The organism is Lactococcus sp. LG1267, from assembly GCF_017309545.1.
GTDB lineage: Bacteria > Bacillota > Bacilli > Lactobacillales > Streptococcaceae > Lactococcus > Lactococcus petauri.
The window spans coordinates 365,532-378,686 of the sequence record NZ_CP071295.1; the positions used below are offsets into that span (position 1 = coordinate 365,532).

The window sequence follows — 13,155 nt, forward strand, 5'->3', positions numbered from 1 at the left end:
ACTAGACTTGTTACTCCTCATTTAGTGTTTTTATTCTATCAGATTTGTCAGTTTTTTGCAAGGTCGCTCAGCGTTCTTTGATTATTTCTAAGAAATGCTCTAAACCTTCTATTTTTTGCATTTGTCGATTACAGTTCACACTATCAACACAGATATATGTTCCGTTCTTAGTATAGGTACCATCAGAACCTCTTTTAGTGGTTGCTAAAAATTGTGTCACTTGGCTTGTTTTTTGACAAATCGCACAAATATTTTTTATACTTCCAGAAGTCGTCCCATAAAAACCTCGTCCGTCACTCGTCACGATATATTTTCGCTGACTGGAAATTTCATTCCAAGCAAAATAGGTGAGTTCTTTCATGTCCCAAGATGCTTGCGCTGGAACTTTAAGCTTTTTGACCTTCTTAAAAATCTTTTTAATCTGACTTTCAGATGGTAAGGCAAAAGGTTCAACTAAATTCTTTAAATGGAGCAAATCTCGTTCTGCTTGCTCTTTAGTTGTTTTACTGTCAGCAATTCTCTCTAAAAAGTCCCCGACTTCTTTTGCTTTCGAGAGCTCTTCTATTTCAGCTACAGTTTGAGCATAAACTGCTTCTACCGTGGCTTTATCATTAACCGAATGGTAGACATTGATGAGGTCAAAGGTAAGGTATTTTATTCTGTTGTATTCATATGCTTTCATTTTTTCTCCTTAACTATCCGCTAAGTGAGAATATTGTTAACTTAGCGGTAAACTTATGCGAGAGCAGTTACTCGCACTTGTTTACCAACCATAGGATTTAATTTCATAAAACCCTCCTTATTACTTAAAAAGTTTTTGTACCTAAGTCTGGTACGTCGTGGAAATCTTTACCTGCTTTATAGTTTTCAAATTTCCCTTGAATAAATTGGTAGGCATCGAGACGACTTTCATAACGAATAGCTGCTTCTTTTGCTTCAATTTTTTTATCTTCATGCGCAATTTTTTCTGCGGCTTTCATTGCAATTTCTGAAAGTTGAACCTGTTGGTCCACCCACTCACTAAAATCTTTTAAAAATTTTTCTTTATATTCCATTTTTATTCTCTTTTTGGTTTGATTAAATGATAACTGTTCTCAATCATCTGTTTCGCTTGCTTCTCTGAAACGTCACCACCAAAATGTATATCATTCCAGTGCGTTTTATTCATGTGCCAAGCTGGTCGTATTGAGACAAAAGATTCACGCAGTTCCTCATTGACTGAAGGTAAACCTTTGACAGCCAAAACAAGCTCGCCTTCACGCTCCGAGATGTAGACAAAAGATTTTTTATTTTTTAGATGCTTCACTACAATCGTCGCTGGCCCTTTTTCCATCTTTGCAAAAGGTGTATCTGCAAAAGTTGGACCAAGCGCTAAGCAAAACTCTAGCCAGTTTTCTTTATCCATCTCATTCTCCTAAAAGGAGTTGATAAGCGAAGCGATCTCCTTCGTAGAAAACCATGCCGCGCTTTTCAAAGCCCTCACGTTCAAAGACGGCCTGCATCACTGCATTAGCTGGATGCGTATCCACGCGGAAATCATTATAACCGCGTGCCTGCATCAAAGTAAAGATATTTGAAAAAAGATATTTTGTCAGACCCAAACCACGATATTGGTCGGATAGTGCTAAACAATGGACAGTGACATAGTCCAAGCTATCATTCAACCACTTGCCATTATAAATTTTCGTATATTGTGTATCTTCTCCAGTAATAACCGCACAAAAACCTGCAACTTTCTCATCTACAATCAGAACGTAACCTACAGCTTTGTGAAGAAAATTTTCAATATCACTTTGTGCGGGGTACTCTGCTTGCCATTGATCGCTGCCTGATTTGCCCAGAAATTCACGCGCCTGAGCAATAATCGGCATAATAGCTACGATATCTGCTGTGGTTGCCTTTCTTAAATAAATCATGTTTTTTCTCCCCGCTCAAACTAAAAGCCCTATTTTATTTTCTTTTTCTACGTGGCTTGTCATATTGTTGCTTTGGTTTTTCCGCACGGAAAGGTGCTGCCAAAGGTTGGGCAAGTTTACGCATTTTCACTACCGCTTCAGTACGCGCTGTATGTGGGAACATGTCGACAGATTGGATATATTCGATGCTGTAAAATTGCGAAAGAATCACTAAGTCTTTTGCCAATGTTGAAACATTACAAGACACGTAAACCAGTTTTTCTGGTGTATAAGTGGTGATTGTTTCCAACAAAGCATCATCCAATCCTGTACGAGGTGGATCAACGATAAGGGCTGTGGCTCTATGGCCTGACTTATACCAGTTAGGAATGATACGCTCCGCCTTACCTACTTCATAGTGACAGTTTTTAAAGCCAAGACGTTTTGCATTGATTTTAGCATCTGCGATAGATTCTGGCGTAATATCCATTCCGTGGACAGATTTTACTTTCTTGGCCACACCAAAACCGATTGTCCCAACGCCACAGTAGGCATCAATCACACGGTCATCTTTTTTCGGATTTAGCGCACGTACAGCTTCACCATAGAGCACATTAGCTTGTTCTGAATTGAGTTGATAAAAAGCACGTGGTGACAACTCAAAGTCATAATCCAAAACGCCTTCGGTAATCGTTTCTTTTTCCGCAAAAAGCATCTGTGTACGGTCACCATAAATTTCGCTGGTTTTCTTCGGATGGAAGTTGGCTGATACAGAAACAATCTCTTGGAACTCTTCCGTCAAGTCAGATAAAATATTATCCATCTTCACCAAGTCTTTGCGTTGACGTTTTGAGAGCTCTTCACGTGGGGCAGGCCAAACCTGTCCATCTAGACTAATGCGTGCAGATGTCACGAAAATAATTTGGACTTCACCTGTTTTTTGGCTGCGTCGCGCAACGATGGTGCGAATCCCCATGACTTTACGCTCATCATAAACAGGTAAATTGTATTTTTCAATCAAACGGCAGATACGATTAGCGATATTTTGAATGACTTCGTCTTGAACCAAGCAATTCTCTAAATTCACCAAATGGTGTGTGCCTTCTTTGTACAATCCAGCAATGACATCGCCATTGTTTAGACGACGCACTTGAAATTGCAACTTATTACGGTAACGCAAAGGATTTTCCATACCAAGTGTTGGCAGAAGTTCGTACTTCTTCCAACCTGTTGGACGGTATTTTTCAAGTGCTTGACGGAGCAAATCACGCTTAAACTCTAATTGTTGCGGATAAGCAAGATGCATGATGTGTGAGCCGCTCAGCTCATGGTAAACACGATCTTCAGGCTTAACACGGTATTTTGACTTTTTATTTATCTTGACAACTTTTGCGCGTGAAAAATTGCGGGCATTTTCTGTAATTTCTGCCAAAATTTCTTCTGTAGGCAGTGCATAAGGCACAAATACCAAGCGCCCATGGTAAGAGGCGATTCCTTCGCCATTGATACCCATACGCTCGATATTGAGTGGGATTTTTTGTCCAATTTTCAGATTAATCATATCCCAATTTTAACATAATTTCCCTATAATTGGACCACTAAAATCCAAGGATTCTCCTAATTGTAAAGAAAAATCCCAGTACCTTCACTGGAATTTTTTTCTATTCATGTAATTCTATTGGCAATTCATCAGGATCATAGAAGAAAACCATCTTTTTATTGGTAATCTCATCCACGCGCAGTTCTTCAACTTTAATTCCTTGATCCGATAAATAAGCCATGTCTGCTTCAATATCATCGGTCTGTATTGCCAAATGGCGTAAACCTTTCGCCTCTGGATAGGAGACACGCTCAGGCGCATCAATTTTAATGAAGAGCTCTATTTCCGTACTGTCATTCATTTGAAGATCGATTTTCACATCCCCTTTATCCGGACGATGGCTTTCTCTGATTACTGGAAATCCCAGAATATCTACATAAAAGTGTCGTGATTTTTCGTAATCACTCCCTATAATAGCGATATGATGTATGCTCTTAAAATTTGGTGTATACATGTTTCCCTCTATCTTATCTTCTAACTCTTAAGCCTTAAGCTCATCTTCTTCCAAGATGCAGACTTCTTCTCCTTGAGCTTTGAGATTACGGACGTGATCTTCCCCCCAAGAACAAAGATTATCTAAAATGTTATTCAAGCTTTCACCATATGGGCTAAGCGAATATTCAACTTTTGGCGGCACTTGATTGTAAACGGTGCGGACAATGATATTATCCAGCTCTAATTCACGTAATTGTTGTGTAAGCATTTTTTGACTGATCCCTGGAATACTTCGTTTAAGTTCCCCTGGACGGCGGGGTTGGTGTCTGAGGTTACACAAAATGATAGATTTCCATTTTCCACCAATGACGTCCATTGTGGCTTCTACACCTATGTTATAAGTTTTTTCCAAAAAAATTTCCTTTCTAAATCCTTTATTTCAAACAAAACTTACTTTTTTGTATGTATATGACAAAAAAGTAGGTACTATTCAACAAGTTATTTTTATTATATACTATTTTTTGTCAAAAGAAAACCTAAGGAGAAAAGACAATGAAACTTAACAATACAACACATATCCCCGAATTAGGATTAGGCGTTTTCCAAATCTCAAATGAGGAAACTGCTGAAGTCGTAAAAAACGGAATCATCAATGGCTATCGTTTGATCGATACCGCCCAAATTTATGGTAACGAAGAAGGCACAGGACAAGGGATCAAGGCTGGCCTTGAAGACACAAATCTTACACGCGAAGATCTCTTCATCACATCAAAACTATGGGGCAGCAACCTTTCTTATAAGGAAACCATTCAAAGCTTTGAAACAAGTTTAGAAAAATTAGGTCTGGATTACCTTGATCTTTATCTCATTCACTGGCCAGGTACTGATTATGGGTTTGAAGCTTCTTGGAAAGCTATGGAAGACCTCTACAAAGACGGACGTATCAAAGCTATTGGTGTAAGTAACTTCCAAAAACATCACTTAGAGCGTCTCTTTAGCTATGCACAAATTATCCCTGCAGTAAATCAAATCGAGCTTCACCCTAAACTTGCTCAAAAAGAACTGCGTCACTTTTTAGAAGCACACGATATTAAAGTACAAGCTTGGTCACCATTGATGCAAGGACAACTGTTAGACAATGAAACAATTAAAACAATTGCTCAGAAACACAATAAATCAACAGCACAAGTTATCCTTCGTTGGCATTTAGAGCAAGGTATTTTGGTTAACGTGAAATCTGTCAAAATAGAACGTATGCGTGCCAACCGTGATATCTTTGATTTCTCTCTGGATCAAGATGATATGGAACTCCTCAATAATCTTGATGAAAATCTTCGCGTGGGACCAGATCCAGAAACATTTAATTTTTAAAAAATAGGAAACCTTCATGAAAAAAATTTCACCAAACCTAACCTTATTGGCTTTAGCCATTAATGCCTTTGCCATAGGTTCAACAGAATTCATCAGTGTTGGTCTTATGCCGATGATTGTGAACACTTTTAATATCAATTTATCTCAAGCAGGACTTACCGTCTCTTTATATGCCTTAGGTGTGACTATTGGAGCACCTCTTCTTACGATTGTTACAGGCACATGGAATCGACGCTCATTAATGTTAGCTATTATGCTACTCTTTATCAGCGGTAATCTCTTATCTGCTTTTGCTCCAACTTTCCTCCTGCTCTTAGTTGGACGTATTTTAGCATCATTAGCACATGGTATCTTTATGTCGGTGTCAACACTTATTGCTGCAAATGTAGTTCGTCCTGAAAAACGTGCTTCTGCTATTGCTTTGATGTTTACAGGACTTACTGTAGCAACTGTTATCGGTGTGCCTTTGGGAACTTTTATCGGACAACATTCTACATGGCATATGTCCTTTATCTTCATTGCTGCAATTGGATTGATTGGATTATTAGCGAGCATCTTTTTAATTCCGACAAACCTCCCTATACCAGGCAAAGTAAACTTAAGTGGTTTTGCGAGAATTTTCCGCAATAAATACATTATGACTTCTTTCTTTATTACTGCTTTTGGTTACGGTGGTACCTTTGCTGCTTATACTTATTTAGCTCCTTTATTAGAAGATACCTTTAATTTCAGCTCAAGTACTGTTGTTGTCGTTCTGGTCGCTTACGGTATAATGGTAGCAATCGGTAATACTATCGGTGGACATTACTCAAATAAAAATATTTTACCTGTATTACTCAAAATGTTTGGTGCTTTAACTGCAAGTTTGCTTATCCTTTTTATAGCAGCACTAATGGCTTCTCAGTGGCTTGGATTACTTGCAACGCTCTTGCTGGGTTTATTTGCCTTCATGAACGTGCCTGGTTTACAACTCTATGTTGTCCAACTGGCTGAAAAATTTACTCCCCAAGACATCACTCTTGTTTCAGCTTTTAATATTTCAGCTTTCAACATTGGTATTACACTGGGTTCATTTACGGGGGGCGAGGTGGCAAAAGTAAGTAGTGTTATCTATACACCACTTGCAGGGATTGTTATTGTCCTCCTTGCTATGCTTCTCATTATTGGGGCTCAAAAACAAAAAGTTGCTATCAAATAAATCACTCCAAGATAAAAAACAAAGACAACTTTAGAAAAAGCTACTAGTTCATTCGCTAGTGCTTTTTTCTTAGATCCAAAAAATCTATTTCCCCTTCATCCAGTACTCTGTTATAATAAAGTTATGATAAAAATCAAGGAAATCACAAAACTCAAAAAGCTTTATAAAGTTATACTAACAGAGCCTTTTTCATATAAGGACTGGGAGGAAGCTAAAGATAAAATTTACGTCTGTGAGGATACAGTTGTAAAATATATGCTGACGAGGGATAAAGCCTTTTCTACAGCTGAGCTGGAGCAACTGTTAGCTTTTGATAATTTTGCACAAGGTAAATCTTTAGCACTTTACTTTATTTCCTTCAAAGCTCGGACATCATCAGAAGTCAAAAAATATCTCTCTGACCATAATATCCAGCCAATTCAAATCGAAGCGATCATTGACAGCCTTACTAAAAATGGTCTCCTCAACGACCGAGCTTATATCGAAAGTTATATCCAGGGAAAAGTACGCACAGCAAGTGCTGGTCCTTATCAGATCAAACAGAAACTCCACCTAAAGGGGCTAGATTTACAACTTATTGATGAGGGTATAGCGCAAGTTTTTAATGAAGAAAAACAAATTGACGTGGCTGTCGCTCTTGCAGAAAAGATAGTCCACCAAAAAGCAAGTCGTCACACTCTACAGCAGCTTAAACAAAAAATCATACAAGGACTCACTGCTAAGGGTTTTTCCTATGCCATTAGCGCTATAGCTCTTGAAAGTCTAGAACTTGAAGTGGATGAAGAAAATGAGTTAGAGCTCCTTTACACTGAACTCGACAAAAGTGCCCGTAAATACAGTAGAAAATACGAAGGCTATGAGCTTAAGCAACGCATCACCCAAGCCTTAGCCCGTAAAGGATTCGACTTTAGTGATATTTCTAGCGCAATACGAGACTATGATTTTGAAGAGGAATAAATCAACTTTCTCTTTAAAAGCATTTCCCATTTTCCACCTCAAAATTGTGTTATGATATAATAAAAGCAAGACTGGAAAGCATATGACACAATCTCTCATCACACGTATCAACTCTTATTACGATAATCTCAGTAAATCTGATCAAGCCATTTCAAATTACTTGATTGAAAATATGGACACAGCTGCCCGCTTGTCCATTCAAGAATTCGCAAAAAATACTAAAGTATCTACTGCAACCATTTCGCGTTTTGCCAAAAAAATCGGTTTTGATTCATTTCAAGATTTAAAGTTAGCTATCCACAGCACCGAAAAATTTAAATCCGACAACTTTTTCAGCGAACTATCGCCAGAAGATAGCTATAAAGATATTCTTGCCAAGAATTTTACAAGTAATATTTCTTCTCTCAATGCAACATTGCAGCTGATAGAGAGCGAAACTTTGGATAAGGTTATGAATATCCTCCTATCCGCCAAAACATGTGGTTTTTTTGGTCTGGGTGGCTCTAATGCCGTTGCTTTAATTGCTTACCATAAATTTTTGCGTATGCCACTGCAAACGGTATATCATCAGGATTTTCATTATCAACAAATGTTGGCTTCTAAACTGACCGAAAAAGACTGTGCTTTTGTTATTTCACATACTGGTAAAAACAAAGATACACTGAAAATCGTTGATATTTTGAAGAGCAATCACGTTCCTGTGATTGCCATTACGTCATTTGCCAACTCAGCCTTGGTGAAAAAAAGCGACTTGGCACTTATTTCAATCGCTGAAGAAATATCTTTTCGACCTGAAGCTGTCGCTTCAACCGTCTCTCAAATTAGTCTTCTAGATGCCATCTTTTTGATGTACGGGATGAAAGCTCAGGATTCAATCGAAGATACTTTGGAAAACATTCGAGAAGTGATCAGCCAAACCCGTTTAAATTAAACTAGAAAGTTAATGATAAAGGAGGACCAAAATGGCATTTACTGAAACAAAAGGACGCTATGCAAGCTATGGAACTGTCTCTAGTATTCCTGGTGAAATCATTGACAGTTTTTGGTTCATCATTGACAATCAGCTAAAAGGCGTTATCCCGCTTGAGCCTCTTATCAATTTTGAATTACTCAACCAAAAAGGACTTCTTTCTGTGAAATTTTCACAGCCGCACAATCCTTTAACCATTACAGTTGATTTCCAATACCCTTTTAATAATTCTTGGCCTCGGCATTTCCATGCTGTTGATAATAATGGTAAAGAAACCATTATCTCTTCACAAGAACGTTAAACAAAAGTCTCCAGATAAAATTCTGGAGACTTTTTAAATTTCATAATAGACGATTTCTGGAGGAACACCAAATCTGATTGGTAAAAAGGTTAAGCCAATACCGGCATTGACAAAAAGTTTTGTATATTTCCCTAATAAGTATAGACCAGAATCATACACCTTTGAGCCATCATTACGTAAGCGCAAATTACCAAGACGAATTTGCCCACCATGACTATGTCCTGCAACGACTAAATCATATTTTTCAGGAAATTCTACTTGCAAAATCGTATCCGGCTCATGAATCATTAAAATCGAAAACTTTCCTTGCTCAGGGACCATACTAAAATTTGGTTGTCCTTCACGTAAATCATCAAGTCCGGTTAATACTACTGTTCCTGACATGAGTGATTGGTTGGTAAGTACAGTAAAACCCGCTTCCTTTAGAAAAGTTCTTATATAGTTAGCATCCCCTTCATGCGAAAAATCATGATTACCCAAAATCGCAAATTTTCCTAAGGGTGCTTCAAGTTCTGCTAAAATTTCTTTTACCTTATCAACATCATGCGCTTGCGCCCAATCGACTTTATCAAATAAGTCGCCTGTGAACAAGATCAAGTCAGGTTGTGTTTTATTTATGTGTTTTGAAAATTTAAAAAAGCGGCGTGGATGTGTGTGCCAATTAAAATGTGTATCGGTAAAGTGTGCAACTTTCAGCCCGGCTGTGTTTGAAATTTTCACTTGTCGCACACGCATTAAATGCGGTTCAACGAAAATACCATAAGCCAAAAGGCAGAAAAGTAAAATTATAATCCATGTCATTGCTTTATTTTACCATATTCAGATTTTTTATTCTTCATAATGAGATTCACGCTCCTTATTGTATCAAAGCACGTAACAAAAAAACACCCGAAGGTGCCTAGTTATTTCTTAGTTTTCGTCAGAAGCTACGAATGGCAAGAGAGCCATAACACGTGCGCGTTTGATAGCTGTAACCACTTTACGTTGGTTTTTAGCTGAAGTACCAGTTACGCGACGTGGCAAGATTTTACCACGTTCTGAGATAAAACGTTTTAAGAGTTCAGTGTCTTTATAATCAACAACTTCGATTTTGTTAGCTGCGATAAAGTCAACTTTTTTACGGCGTTTGAAGCCACCACGTTTTTGAAAAGCCATAGTGTGTTTCTCCTTATATTATTGTATGATGTTGTTGAGTAGAAAAGTCAATACGGATACCGCTTTTATACTCAACGAATAGGGCTCAGATAGACTGCCTTATACAGCTGCCTTACTTATTAGAATGGAAGATCATCATCTGAGATTTCCATTGGTGAGCCACCAAATGGATCTGCATCACGACCAAAATCAGGTGTTGAATTTCCTGCTGAGCTGTTAGAGCCAGCAAAAGGACGATTTTGTGATTGTTGTTGCTGTGGTGCAGAATATGAACCAGAGCCACCTTCACGTGCGGCACGACTTTCAAGCATTTGGAAGTTATCAGCCAATACTTCAGTCACGTAAACACGTTGACCTTCTTTGTTCTCATAATTTCGCACTTGAATACTACCTGTTACACCAATCAAGGCACCTTTTTTAGCCCAATTTGCCAAGTTTTCAGCAGATTGGCGCCAGATGACACAGTTAATGAAATCAGCTTCACGTTCGCCTTGCGCGTTTTTAAAACGACGGTTAACAGCAATCGTAAATGTAGCAACCGCAGTATTTTGCGGTGTGTATCGCAGTTCAGGGTCACGCACAACGCGTCCGACCAAAACAACATTATTAATCATGATGCTTCTCCTTTAAATTTGTCCAGCTAAACTAGAATTAAGCTTCTACTTTAGTGATCATGTGACGAAGAATGTCGCCGTTAATCTTAGCAAGACGGTCAAATTCGCTCAAAGCTTCTGAATCAGTAGCAGCTTCAAGAGTTACGATGTGGTAGATACCTTCGCGGAAGTCTTGAATTTCGTAAGCGAGTTTGCGTGTTTCCCAGTCTTTAGACTCAAGATTAGCAGCACCGTTGTCATTCAAGATACTATCGAAACGTTCAACGAGGGCTTTCTTTGCTTCTTCTTCAATGTTTGGACGAATAATATAAAGAATTTCGTATTTTGTCATTGATTTTTCCTCCTTTTGGACTAATGACACAGGTTGGAGCCTGTGTAAGTTATGAGTTTTTACTCACAAGTATATATTCTATCAAATTTAGCTACATTTTGCAAGTTGATTTATCTTATTTATTCTATTATAAAATAAAAAATAACCCTCTGCCTCTGCAGAAGATTTCTCATCATTTTTTATTATTAAGCGACTACATCAAGCACATTAGCTGGAATGTAGCGATACTCACCTTCTTTCGATTGATAATAGCCAAGCTTTTTCACGATAAAATGCAACTTGCAACGGCTATCAAAGCGCTGGTATAAGTGGGAGATTTCCCCTTCCTGGCTACGGGTTACGCATACTATTTTTTCTCCCGCGTAAGTTGGAGATACATATTTTGGGGTAAACGTCATTGAAAACCACCTCCAGATATAATTGAGATGAAAACGCAATCATCTCTTCTTATATTATAACTCTTTTTAATCTCTAAAACAAATGTCTAGATTTTTAATGGCTAAACATTAAAAAATCTGTAATTTTAAACAACAACATGTATAATTATTCAAATCTAGTAGGCTCGTCCTTGACATCCCTCTCAAATTAATCTAAAATATTCATAAATACTTAATAAACGATAGAGGTCGCAACCAATAATAAGCTAAGCAGAGCTAGAGCATGCTGAGAAGTTTAGCCCAGGAGCGGTTGCCGAAAGAAAAGTTATGCTCACCGACTTTTCTTGGTTTAGCGGGAAATACCTGTTAAACTGTCGTGGTCTAACTATGACCATGATGCGCTATTCGGATGAAAGATCTTTCTGACGTTTAGCAATCTCTAGGGATTGCTTTTTGTATTAATATTTATAAATTTAGGAGAGAAGTAATGGATAATACTTCAAATAATGAGGCCACGCCATCCACGCAAGTTAAACGTGGCCTTAAACATCGTCACTTAACAATGATTGCCTTAGGAGGAACTATTGGTACCGGGCTATTTGTTGCATCAGGCGCAACGATTTCTCAAGCTGGACCTTTAGGCGCGTTAGTTGCCTATGTCGCCATTGGGCTCATGGTTTTCTTCCTTATGACGTCTTTAGGTGAAATGGCTTCCTATCTTCCAGTATCAGGCTCTTTTGCTTCTTTCGCTGACCGTTATGTAGATAAAGCTTTCGGCTTCGCTATGGGATGGAACTATTGGTTTAACTCAGCAATTACTGTAGCGGTTGAGGCAGCTACAGTTGGTGTTATTATGCAGTTCTGGTTGCCCCATGTGCCCACATGGATATGGTCGACTATTGTGATTGCGCTCATCCTCTTGGTTAACCTCATTTCAGCTAAAGCTTATGGTGAAGCAGAATTTTGGATGGCGACAATTAAAGTCATCGCTGTTATCGCCTTTATCGTGATTGGTCTCGCAACAATTTTTGGAGTTATGAGTTATAAGCCAGATGTGGCACGCAATCTTTCTGCTGGAGGAAATCATGGTTTTGTCGGTGGTATTGGAGGTATGATTGCTGTCTTCATGATTGCAGGCTTCTCTTTCCAAGGTACAGAAATCGTTGGTATCGCAGCCGGCGAGTCAGAAAACCCTGAGAAAAATGTACCCTCAGCGATTAAACAAGTCTTTTGGCGGATTATTATTTTCTATTTCCTCTCAATATTCGTAATCGGTGCCTTGGTTTACTATAAAGACCCAAGTCTTCTCCGTGCAGCAACCCAAAGCGACATTACCGTTTCTCCATTTACCTTGGTATTTGAACGTGCTGGCTTAGCTGCTGCTGCATCCGTTATGAATGCTGTCATCTTAACCTCGGTTATTTCATCTGCCAATTCTTGGTTATATGCTGCTTCTCGCATGCTTTTTGGTATGGCAAAAGAGGGGCATGCACCGAAAATCTTCGCTAAAACAAATACAAGCAACGGGGTACCAATTTATGCAATTTTAGCGACTGTTGCCATCGGTCTTTTGGCCTTCTTAACAAGTATCTTCGGAACTGAGATTTATTTCTATTTGGTCGCTGCTTCCGGTTTATCTGGTTTCTTGGCTTGGATTGGAATTGCTATCTGTCATTTCCGCTTCCGCCGTGCTTTTATTAAACAAGGTCACAAACTTTCTGAGTTAGGCTACCATGCTAAATGGTTCCCTATTGGGCCAATCATCGCTCTTATTCTTTCAATCATTATCGTTATCGGGCAAATTACTACCGTAACGATGAATGCGCAAAGCATCATTACAACCTACCTTGCTTTACCTCTCTTCTTGATTTTATATTTCTCTTACAAAATCGTGAAGAAAACAAAACTTATTCCGCTTGAAGAAGTTGATTTAAGCCGTGATATTGATTAA

The 13,155-nt window shown here is 38.5% G+C and carries 18 protein-coding genes, 1 riboswitch and 1 other annotated feature (1 of these 20 cut by a window edge); of the genes, 6 read left to right on the top strand and 12 right to left on the bottom strand.

Annotated elements, in window-relative coordinates:
- Positions 1–34, bottom strand: a binding site (T-box leader) (it extends 137 nt beyond the left edge of the window).
- Positions 35–67: 33 nt separating this feature from the next.
- From J0J33_RS01800 to J0J33_RS01830, 7 genes are all read right to left on the bottom strand, one after another.
- Entirely contained in the window at positions 68–682 is a 615-nt protein-coding gene (locus J0J33_RS01800; RefSeq protein WP_086583239.1) for a FusB/FusC family EF-G-binding protein, read from the bottom strand.
- A 124-nt stretch (positions 683–806) separates the two neighbouring features.
- Entirely contained in the window at positions 807–1,055 is a 249-nt protein-coding gene (locus tag J0J33_RS01805; RefSeq protein WP_003133144.1) for a DUF1912 family protein, read from the bottom strand.
- 2 nt (positions 1,056–1,057) lie between these two features.
- A complete protein-coding gene (locus J0J33_RS01810) occupies positions 1,058–1,405 on the bottom strand; it encodes an MmcQ/YjbR family DNA-binding protein (RefSeq protein WP_086583238.1) in 348 nt (115 codons plus the stop codon).
- Position 1,406: 1 nt separating this feature from the next.
- Positions 1,407–1,916 carry a GNAT family N-acetyltransferase gene (locus J0J33_RS01815; protein WP_019293307.1) on the bottom strand — a complete coding sequence of 170 codons (510 nt, stop codon included), beginning with the start codon at positions 1,914–1,916 and terminating at the stop codon, positions 1,407–1,409.
- Between the two features lie 34 nt (positions 1,917–1,950).
- Positions 1,951–3,456, bottom strand: coding sequence for a 23S rRNA (uracil(1939)-C(5))-methyltransferase RlmD (rlmD, locus tag J0J33_RS01820; protein ID WP_019293308.1), 1,506 nt, complete (start codon positions 3,454–3,456; stop codon positions 1,951–1,953).
- A 100-nt stretch (positions 3,457–3,556) separates the two neighbouring features.
- A complete protein-coding gene (locus tag J0J33_RS01825; RefSeq protein ID WP_019293309.1) occupies positions 3,557–3,949 on the bottom strand; it encodes a VOC family protein in 393 nt (130 codons plus the stop codon).
- Between the two features lie 27 nt (positions 3,950–3,976).
- The gene (locus J0J33_RS01830) at positions 3,977–4,342 is read right to left on the bottom strand and encodes a helix-turn-helix domain-containing protein (RefSeq protein ID WP_019293310.1); all 366 of its coding nucleotides are present in this window, start codon (positions 4,340–4,342) and stop codon (positions 3,977–3,979) included.
- A 140-nt stretch (positions 4,343–4,482) separates the two neighbouring features.
- On the opposite strand from J0J33_RS01830, the gene J0J33_RS01835 reads away from it, so the two are divergent.
- The 5 genes from J0J33_RS01835 to J0J33_RS01855 all read left to right on the top strand — a co-directional run bounded on the left by J0J33_RS01835 (position 4,483) and on the right by J0J33_RS01855 (position 8,727).
- Positions 4,483–5,301, top strand: coding sequence for an aldo/keto reductase (locus tag J0J33_RS01835; RefSeq protein WP_173817228.1), 819 nt, complete (start codon positions 4,483–4,485; stop codon positions 5,299–5,301).
- A 16-nt stretch (positions 5,302–5,317) separates the two neighbouring features.
- A complete protein-coding gene (locus J0J33_RS01840) occupies positions 5,318–6,499 on the top strand; it encodes an MFS transporter (protein ID WP_019291950.1) in 1,182 nt (393 codons plus the stop codon).
- A 123-nt stretch (positions 6,500–6,622) separates the two neighbouring features.
- Positions 6,623–7,456, top strand: a complete 834-nt coding sequence (gene recX, locus J0J33_RS01845) for a recombination regulator RecX (protein ID WP_019293313.1) — start codon at positions 6,623–6,625, stop codon at positions 7,454–7,456.
- An 82-nt stretch (positions 7,457–7,538) separates the two neighbouring features.
- Complete coding sequence (locus J0J33_RS01850; RefSeq protein ID WP_019291952.1) at positions 7,539–8,387, top strand: MurR/RpiR family transcriptional regulator; 849 nt, start codon at positions 7,539–7,541, stop codon at positions 8,385–8,387.
- A gap of 31 nt (positions 8,388–8,418) precedes the next feature.
- The gene (locus J0J33_RS01855; RefSeq protein WP_019291953.1) at positions 8,419–8,727 is read left to right on the top strand and encodes a DUF960 domain-containing protein; all 309 of its coding nucleotides are present in this window, start codon (positions 8,419–8,421) and stop codon (positions 8,725–8,727) included.
- 33 nt (positions 8,728–8,760) lie between these two features.
- Here the strand turns inward: J0J33_RS01855 and J0J33_RS01860 are convergent, their stop codons facing one another.
- The 5 genes from J0J33_RS01860 to J0J33_RS01880 all read right to left on the bottom strand — a co-directional run bounded on the left by J0J33_RS01860 (position 8,761) and on the right by J0J33_RS01880 (position 11,225).
- Complete coding sequence (locus J0J33_RS01860; protein WP_040087034.1) at positions 8,761–9,528, bottom strand: metallophosphoesterase; 768 nt, start codon at positions 9,526–9,528, stop codon at positions 8,761–8,763.
- A 108-nt stretch (positions 9,529–9,636) separates the two neighbouring features.
- Complete coding sequence (rpsR, locus tag J0J33_RS01865; RefSeq protein WP_003133134.1) at positions 9,637–9,882, bottom strand: 30S ribosomal protein S18; 246 nt, start codon at positions 9,880–9,882, stop codon at positions 9,637–9,639.
- Between the two features lie 119 nt (positions 9,883–10,001).
- Positions 10,002–10,496 (bottom strand): single-stranded DNA-binding protein, encoded by a 495-nt coding sequence (gene ssb / locus J0J33_RS01870; protein WP_017369521.1) that lies wholly within the window; start codon positions 10,494–10,496, stop codon positions 10,002–10,004.
- Positions 10,497–10,533: 37 nt separating this feature from the next.
- Positions 10,534–10,827, bottom strand: a complete 294-nt coding sequence (gene rpsF, locus J0J33_RS01875) for a 30S ribosomal protein S6 (RefSeq protein ID WP_173817229.1) — start codon at positions 10,825–10,827, stop codon at positions 10,534–10,536.
- Positions 10,828–11,012: 185 nt separating this feature from the next.
- Positions 11,013–11,225: a hypothetical protein gene (locus J0J33_RS01880; protein ID WP_019291955.1), complete on the bottom strand. Its 213-nt coding sequence runs from the start codon at positions 11,223–11,225 to the stop codon at positions 11,013–11,015.
- A 214-nt stretch (positions 11,226–11,439) separates the two neighbouring features.
- A riboswitch (Lysine riboswitch) is annotated at positions 11,440–11,616 on the top strand.
- Positions 11,617–11,691: 75 nt separating this feature from the next.
- Between J0J33_RS01880 and J0J33_RS01885 the strand changes: the two genes are divergently transcribed.
- Entirely contained in the window at positions 11,692–13,155 is a 1,464-nt protein-coding gene (locus tag J0J33_RS01885) for an amino acid permease (protein WP_019291956.1), read from the top strand.

What these genes read in the sequence shown, in the direction of transcription:
- J0J33_RS01800 (WP_086583239.1), bottom strand. Translation starts at nt 682, where the DNA reads ATGAAAGCATATGAATACAACAGAATAAAATACCTTACCTTTGACCTC.
- J0J33_RS01805 (WP_003133144.1), bottom strand. Translation starts at nt 1,055, where the DNA reads ATGGAATATAAAGAAAAATTTTTAAAAGATTTTAGTGAGTGGGTGGAC.
- J0J33_RS01810 (WP_086583238.1), bottom strand. Translation starts at nt 1,405, where the DNA reads ATGGATAAAGAAAACTGGCTAGAGTTTTGCTTAGCGCTTGGTCCAACT.
- J0J33_RS01815 (WP_019293307.1), bottom strand. Translation starts at nt 1,916, where the DNA reads ATGATTTATTTAAGAAAGGCAACCACAGCAGATATCGTAGCTATTATG.
- rlmD (WP_019293308.1), bottom strand. Translation starts at nt 3,456, where the DNA reads ATGATTAATCTGAAAATTGGACAAAAAATCCCACTCAATATCGAGCGT.
- J0J33_RS01825 (WP_019293309.1), bottom strand. Translation starts at nt 3,949, where the DNA reads ATGTATACACCAAATTTTAAGAGCATACATCATATCGCTATTATAGGG.
- J0J33_RS01835 (WP_173817228.1), top strand. Translation starts at nt 4,483, where the DNA reads ATGAAACTTAACAATACAACACATATCCCCGAATTAGGATTAGGCGTT.
- J0J33_RS01840 (WP_019291950.1), top strand. Translation starts at nt 5,318, where the DNA reads ATGAAAAAAATTTCACCAAACCTAACCTTATTGGCTTTAGCCATTAAT.
- recX (WP_019293313.1), top strand. Translation starts at nt 6,623, where the DNA reads ATGATAAAAATCAAGGAAATCACAAAACTCAAAAAGCTTTATAAAGTT.
- J0J33_RS01850 (WP_019291952.1), top strand. Translation starts at nt 7,539, where the DNA reads ATGACACAATCTCTCATCACACGTATCAACTCTTATTACGATAATCTC.
- J0J33_RS01855 (WP_019291953.1), top strand. Translation starts at nt 8,419, where the DNA reads ATGGCATTTACTGAAACAAAAGGACGCTATGCAAGCTATGGAACTGTC.
- J0J33_RS01860 (WP_040087034.1), bottom strand. Translation starts at nt 9,528, where the DNA reads ATGACATGGATTATAATTTTACTTTTCTGCCTTTTGGCTTATGGTATT.
- rpsR (WP_003133134.1), bottom strand. Translation starts at nt 9,882, where the DNA reads ATGGCTTTTCAAAAACGTGGTGGCTTCAAACGCCGTAAAAAAGTTGAC.
- ssb (WP_017369521.1), bottom strand. Translation starts at nt 10,496, where the DNA reads ATGATTAATAATGTTGTTTTGGTCGGACGCGTTGTGCGTGACCCTGAA.
- rpsF (WP_173817229.1), bottom strand. Translation starts at nt 10,827, where the DNA reads ATGACAAAATACGAAATTCTTTATATTATTCGTCCAAACATTGAAGAA.
- J0J33_RS01880 (WP_019291955.1), bottom strand. Translation starts at nt 11,225, where the DNA reads ATGACGTTTACCCCAAAATATGTATCTCCAACTTACGCGGGAGAAAAA.
- J0J33_RS01885 (WP_019291956.1), top strand. Translation starts at nt 11,692, where the DNA reads ATGGATAATACTTCAAATAATGAGGCCACGCCATCCACGCAAGTTAAA.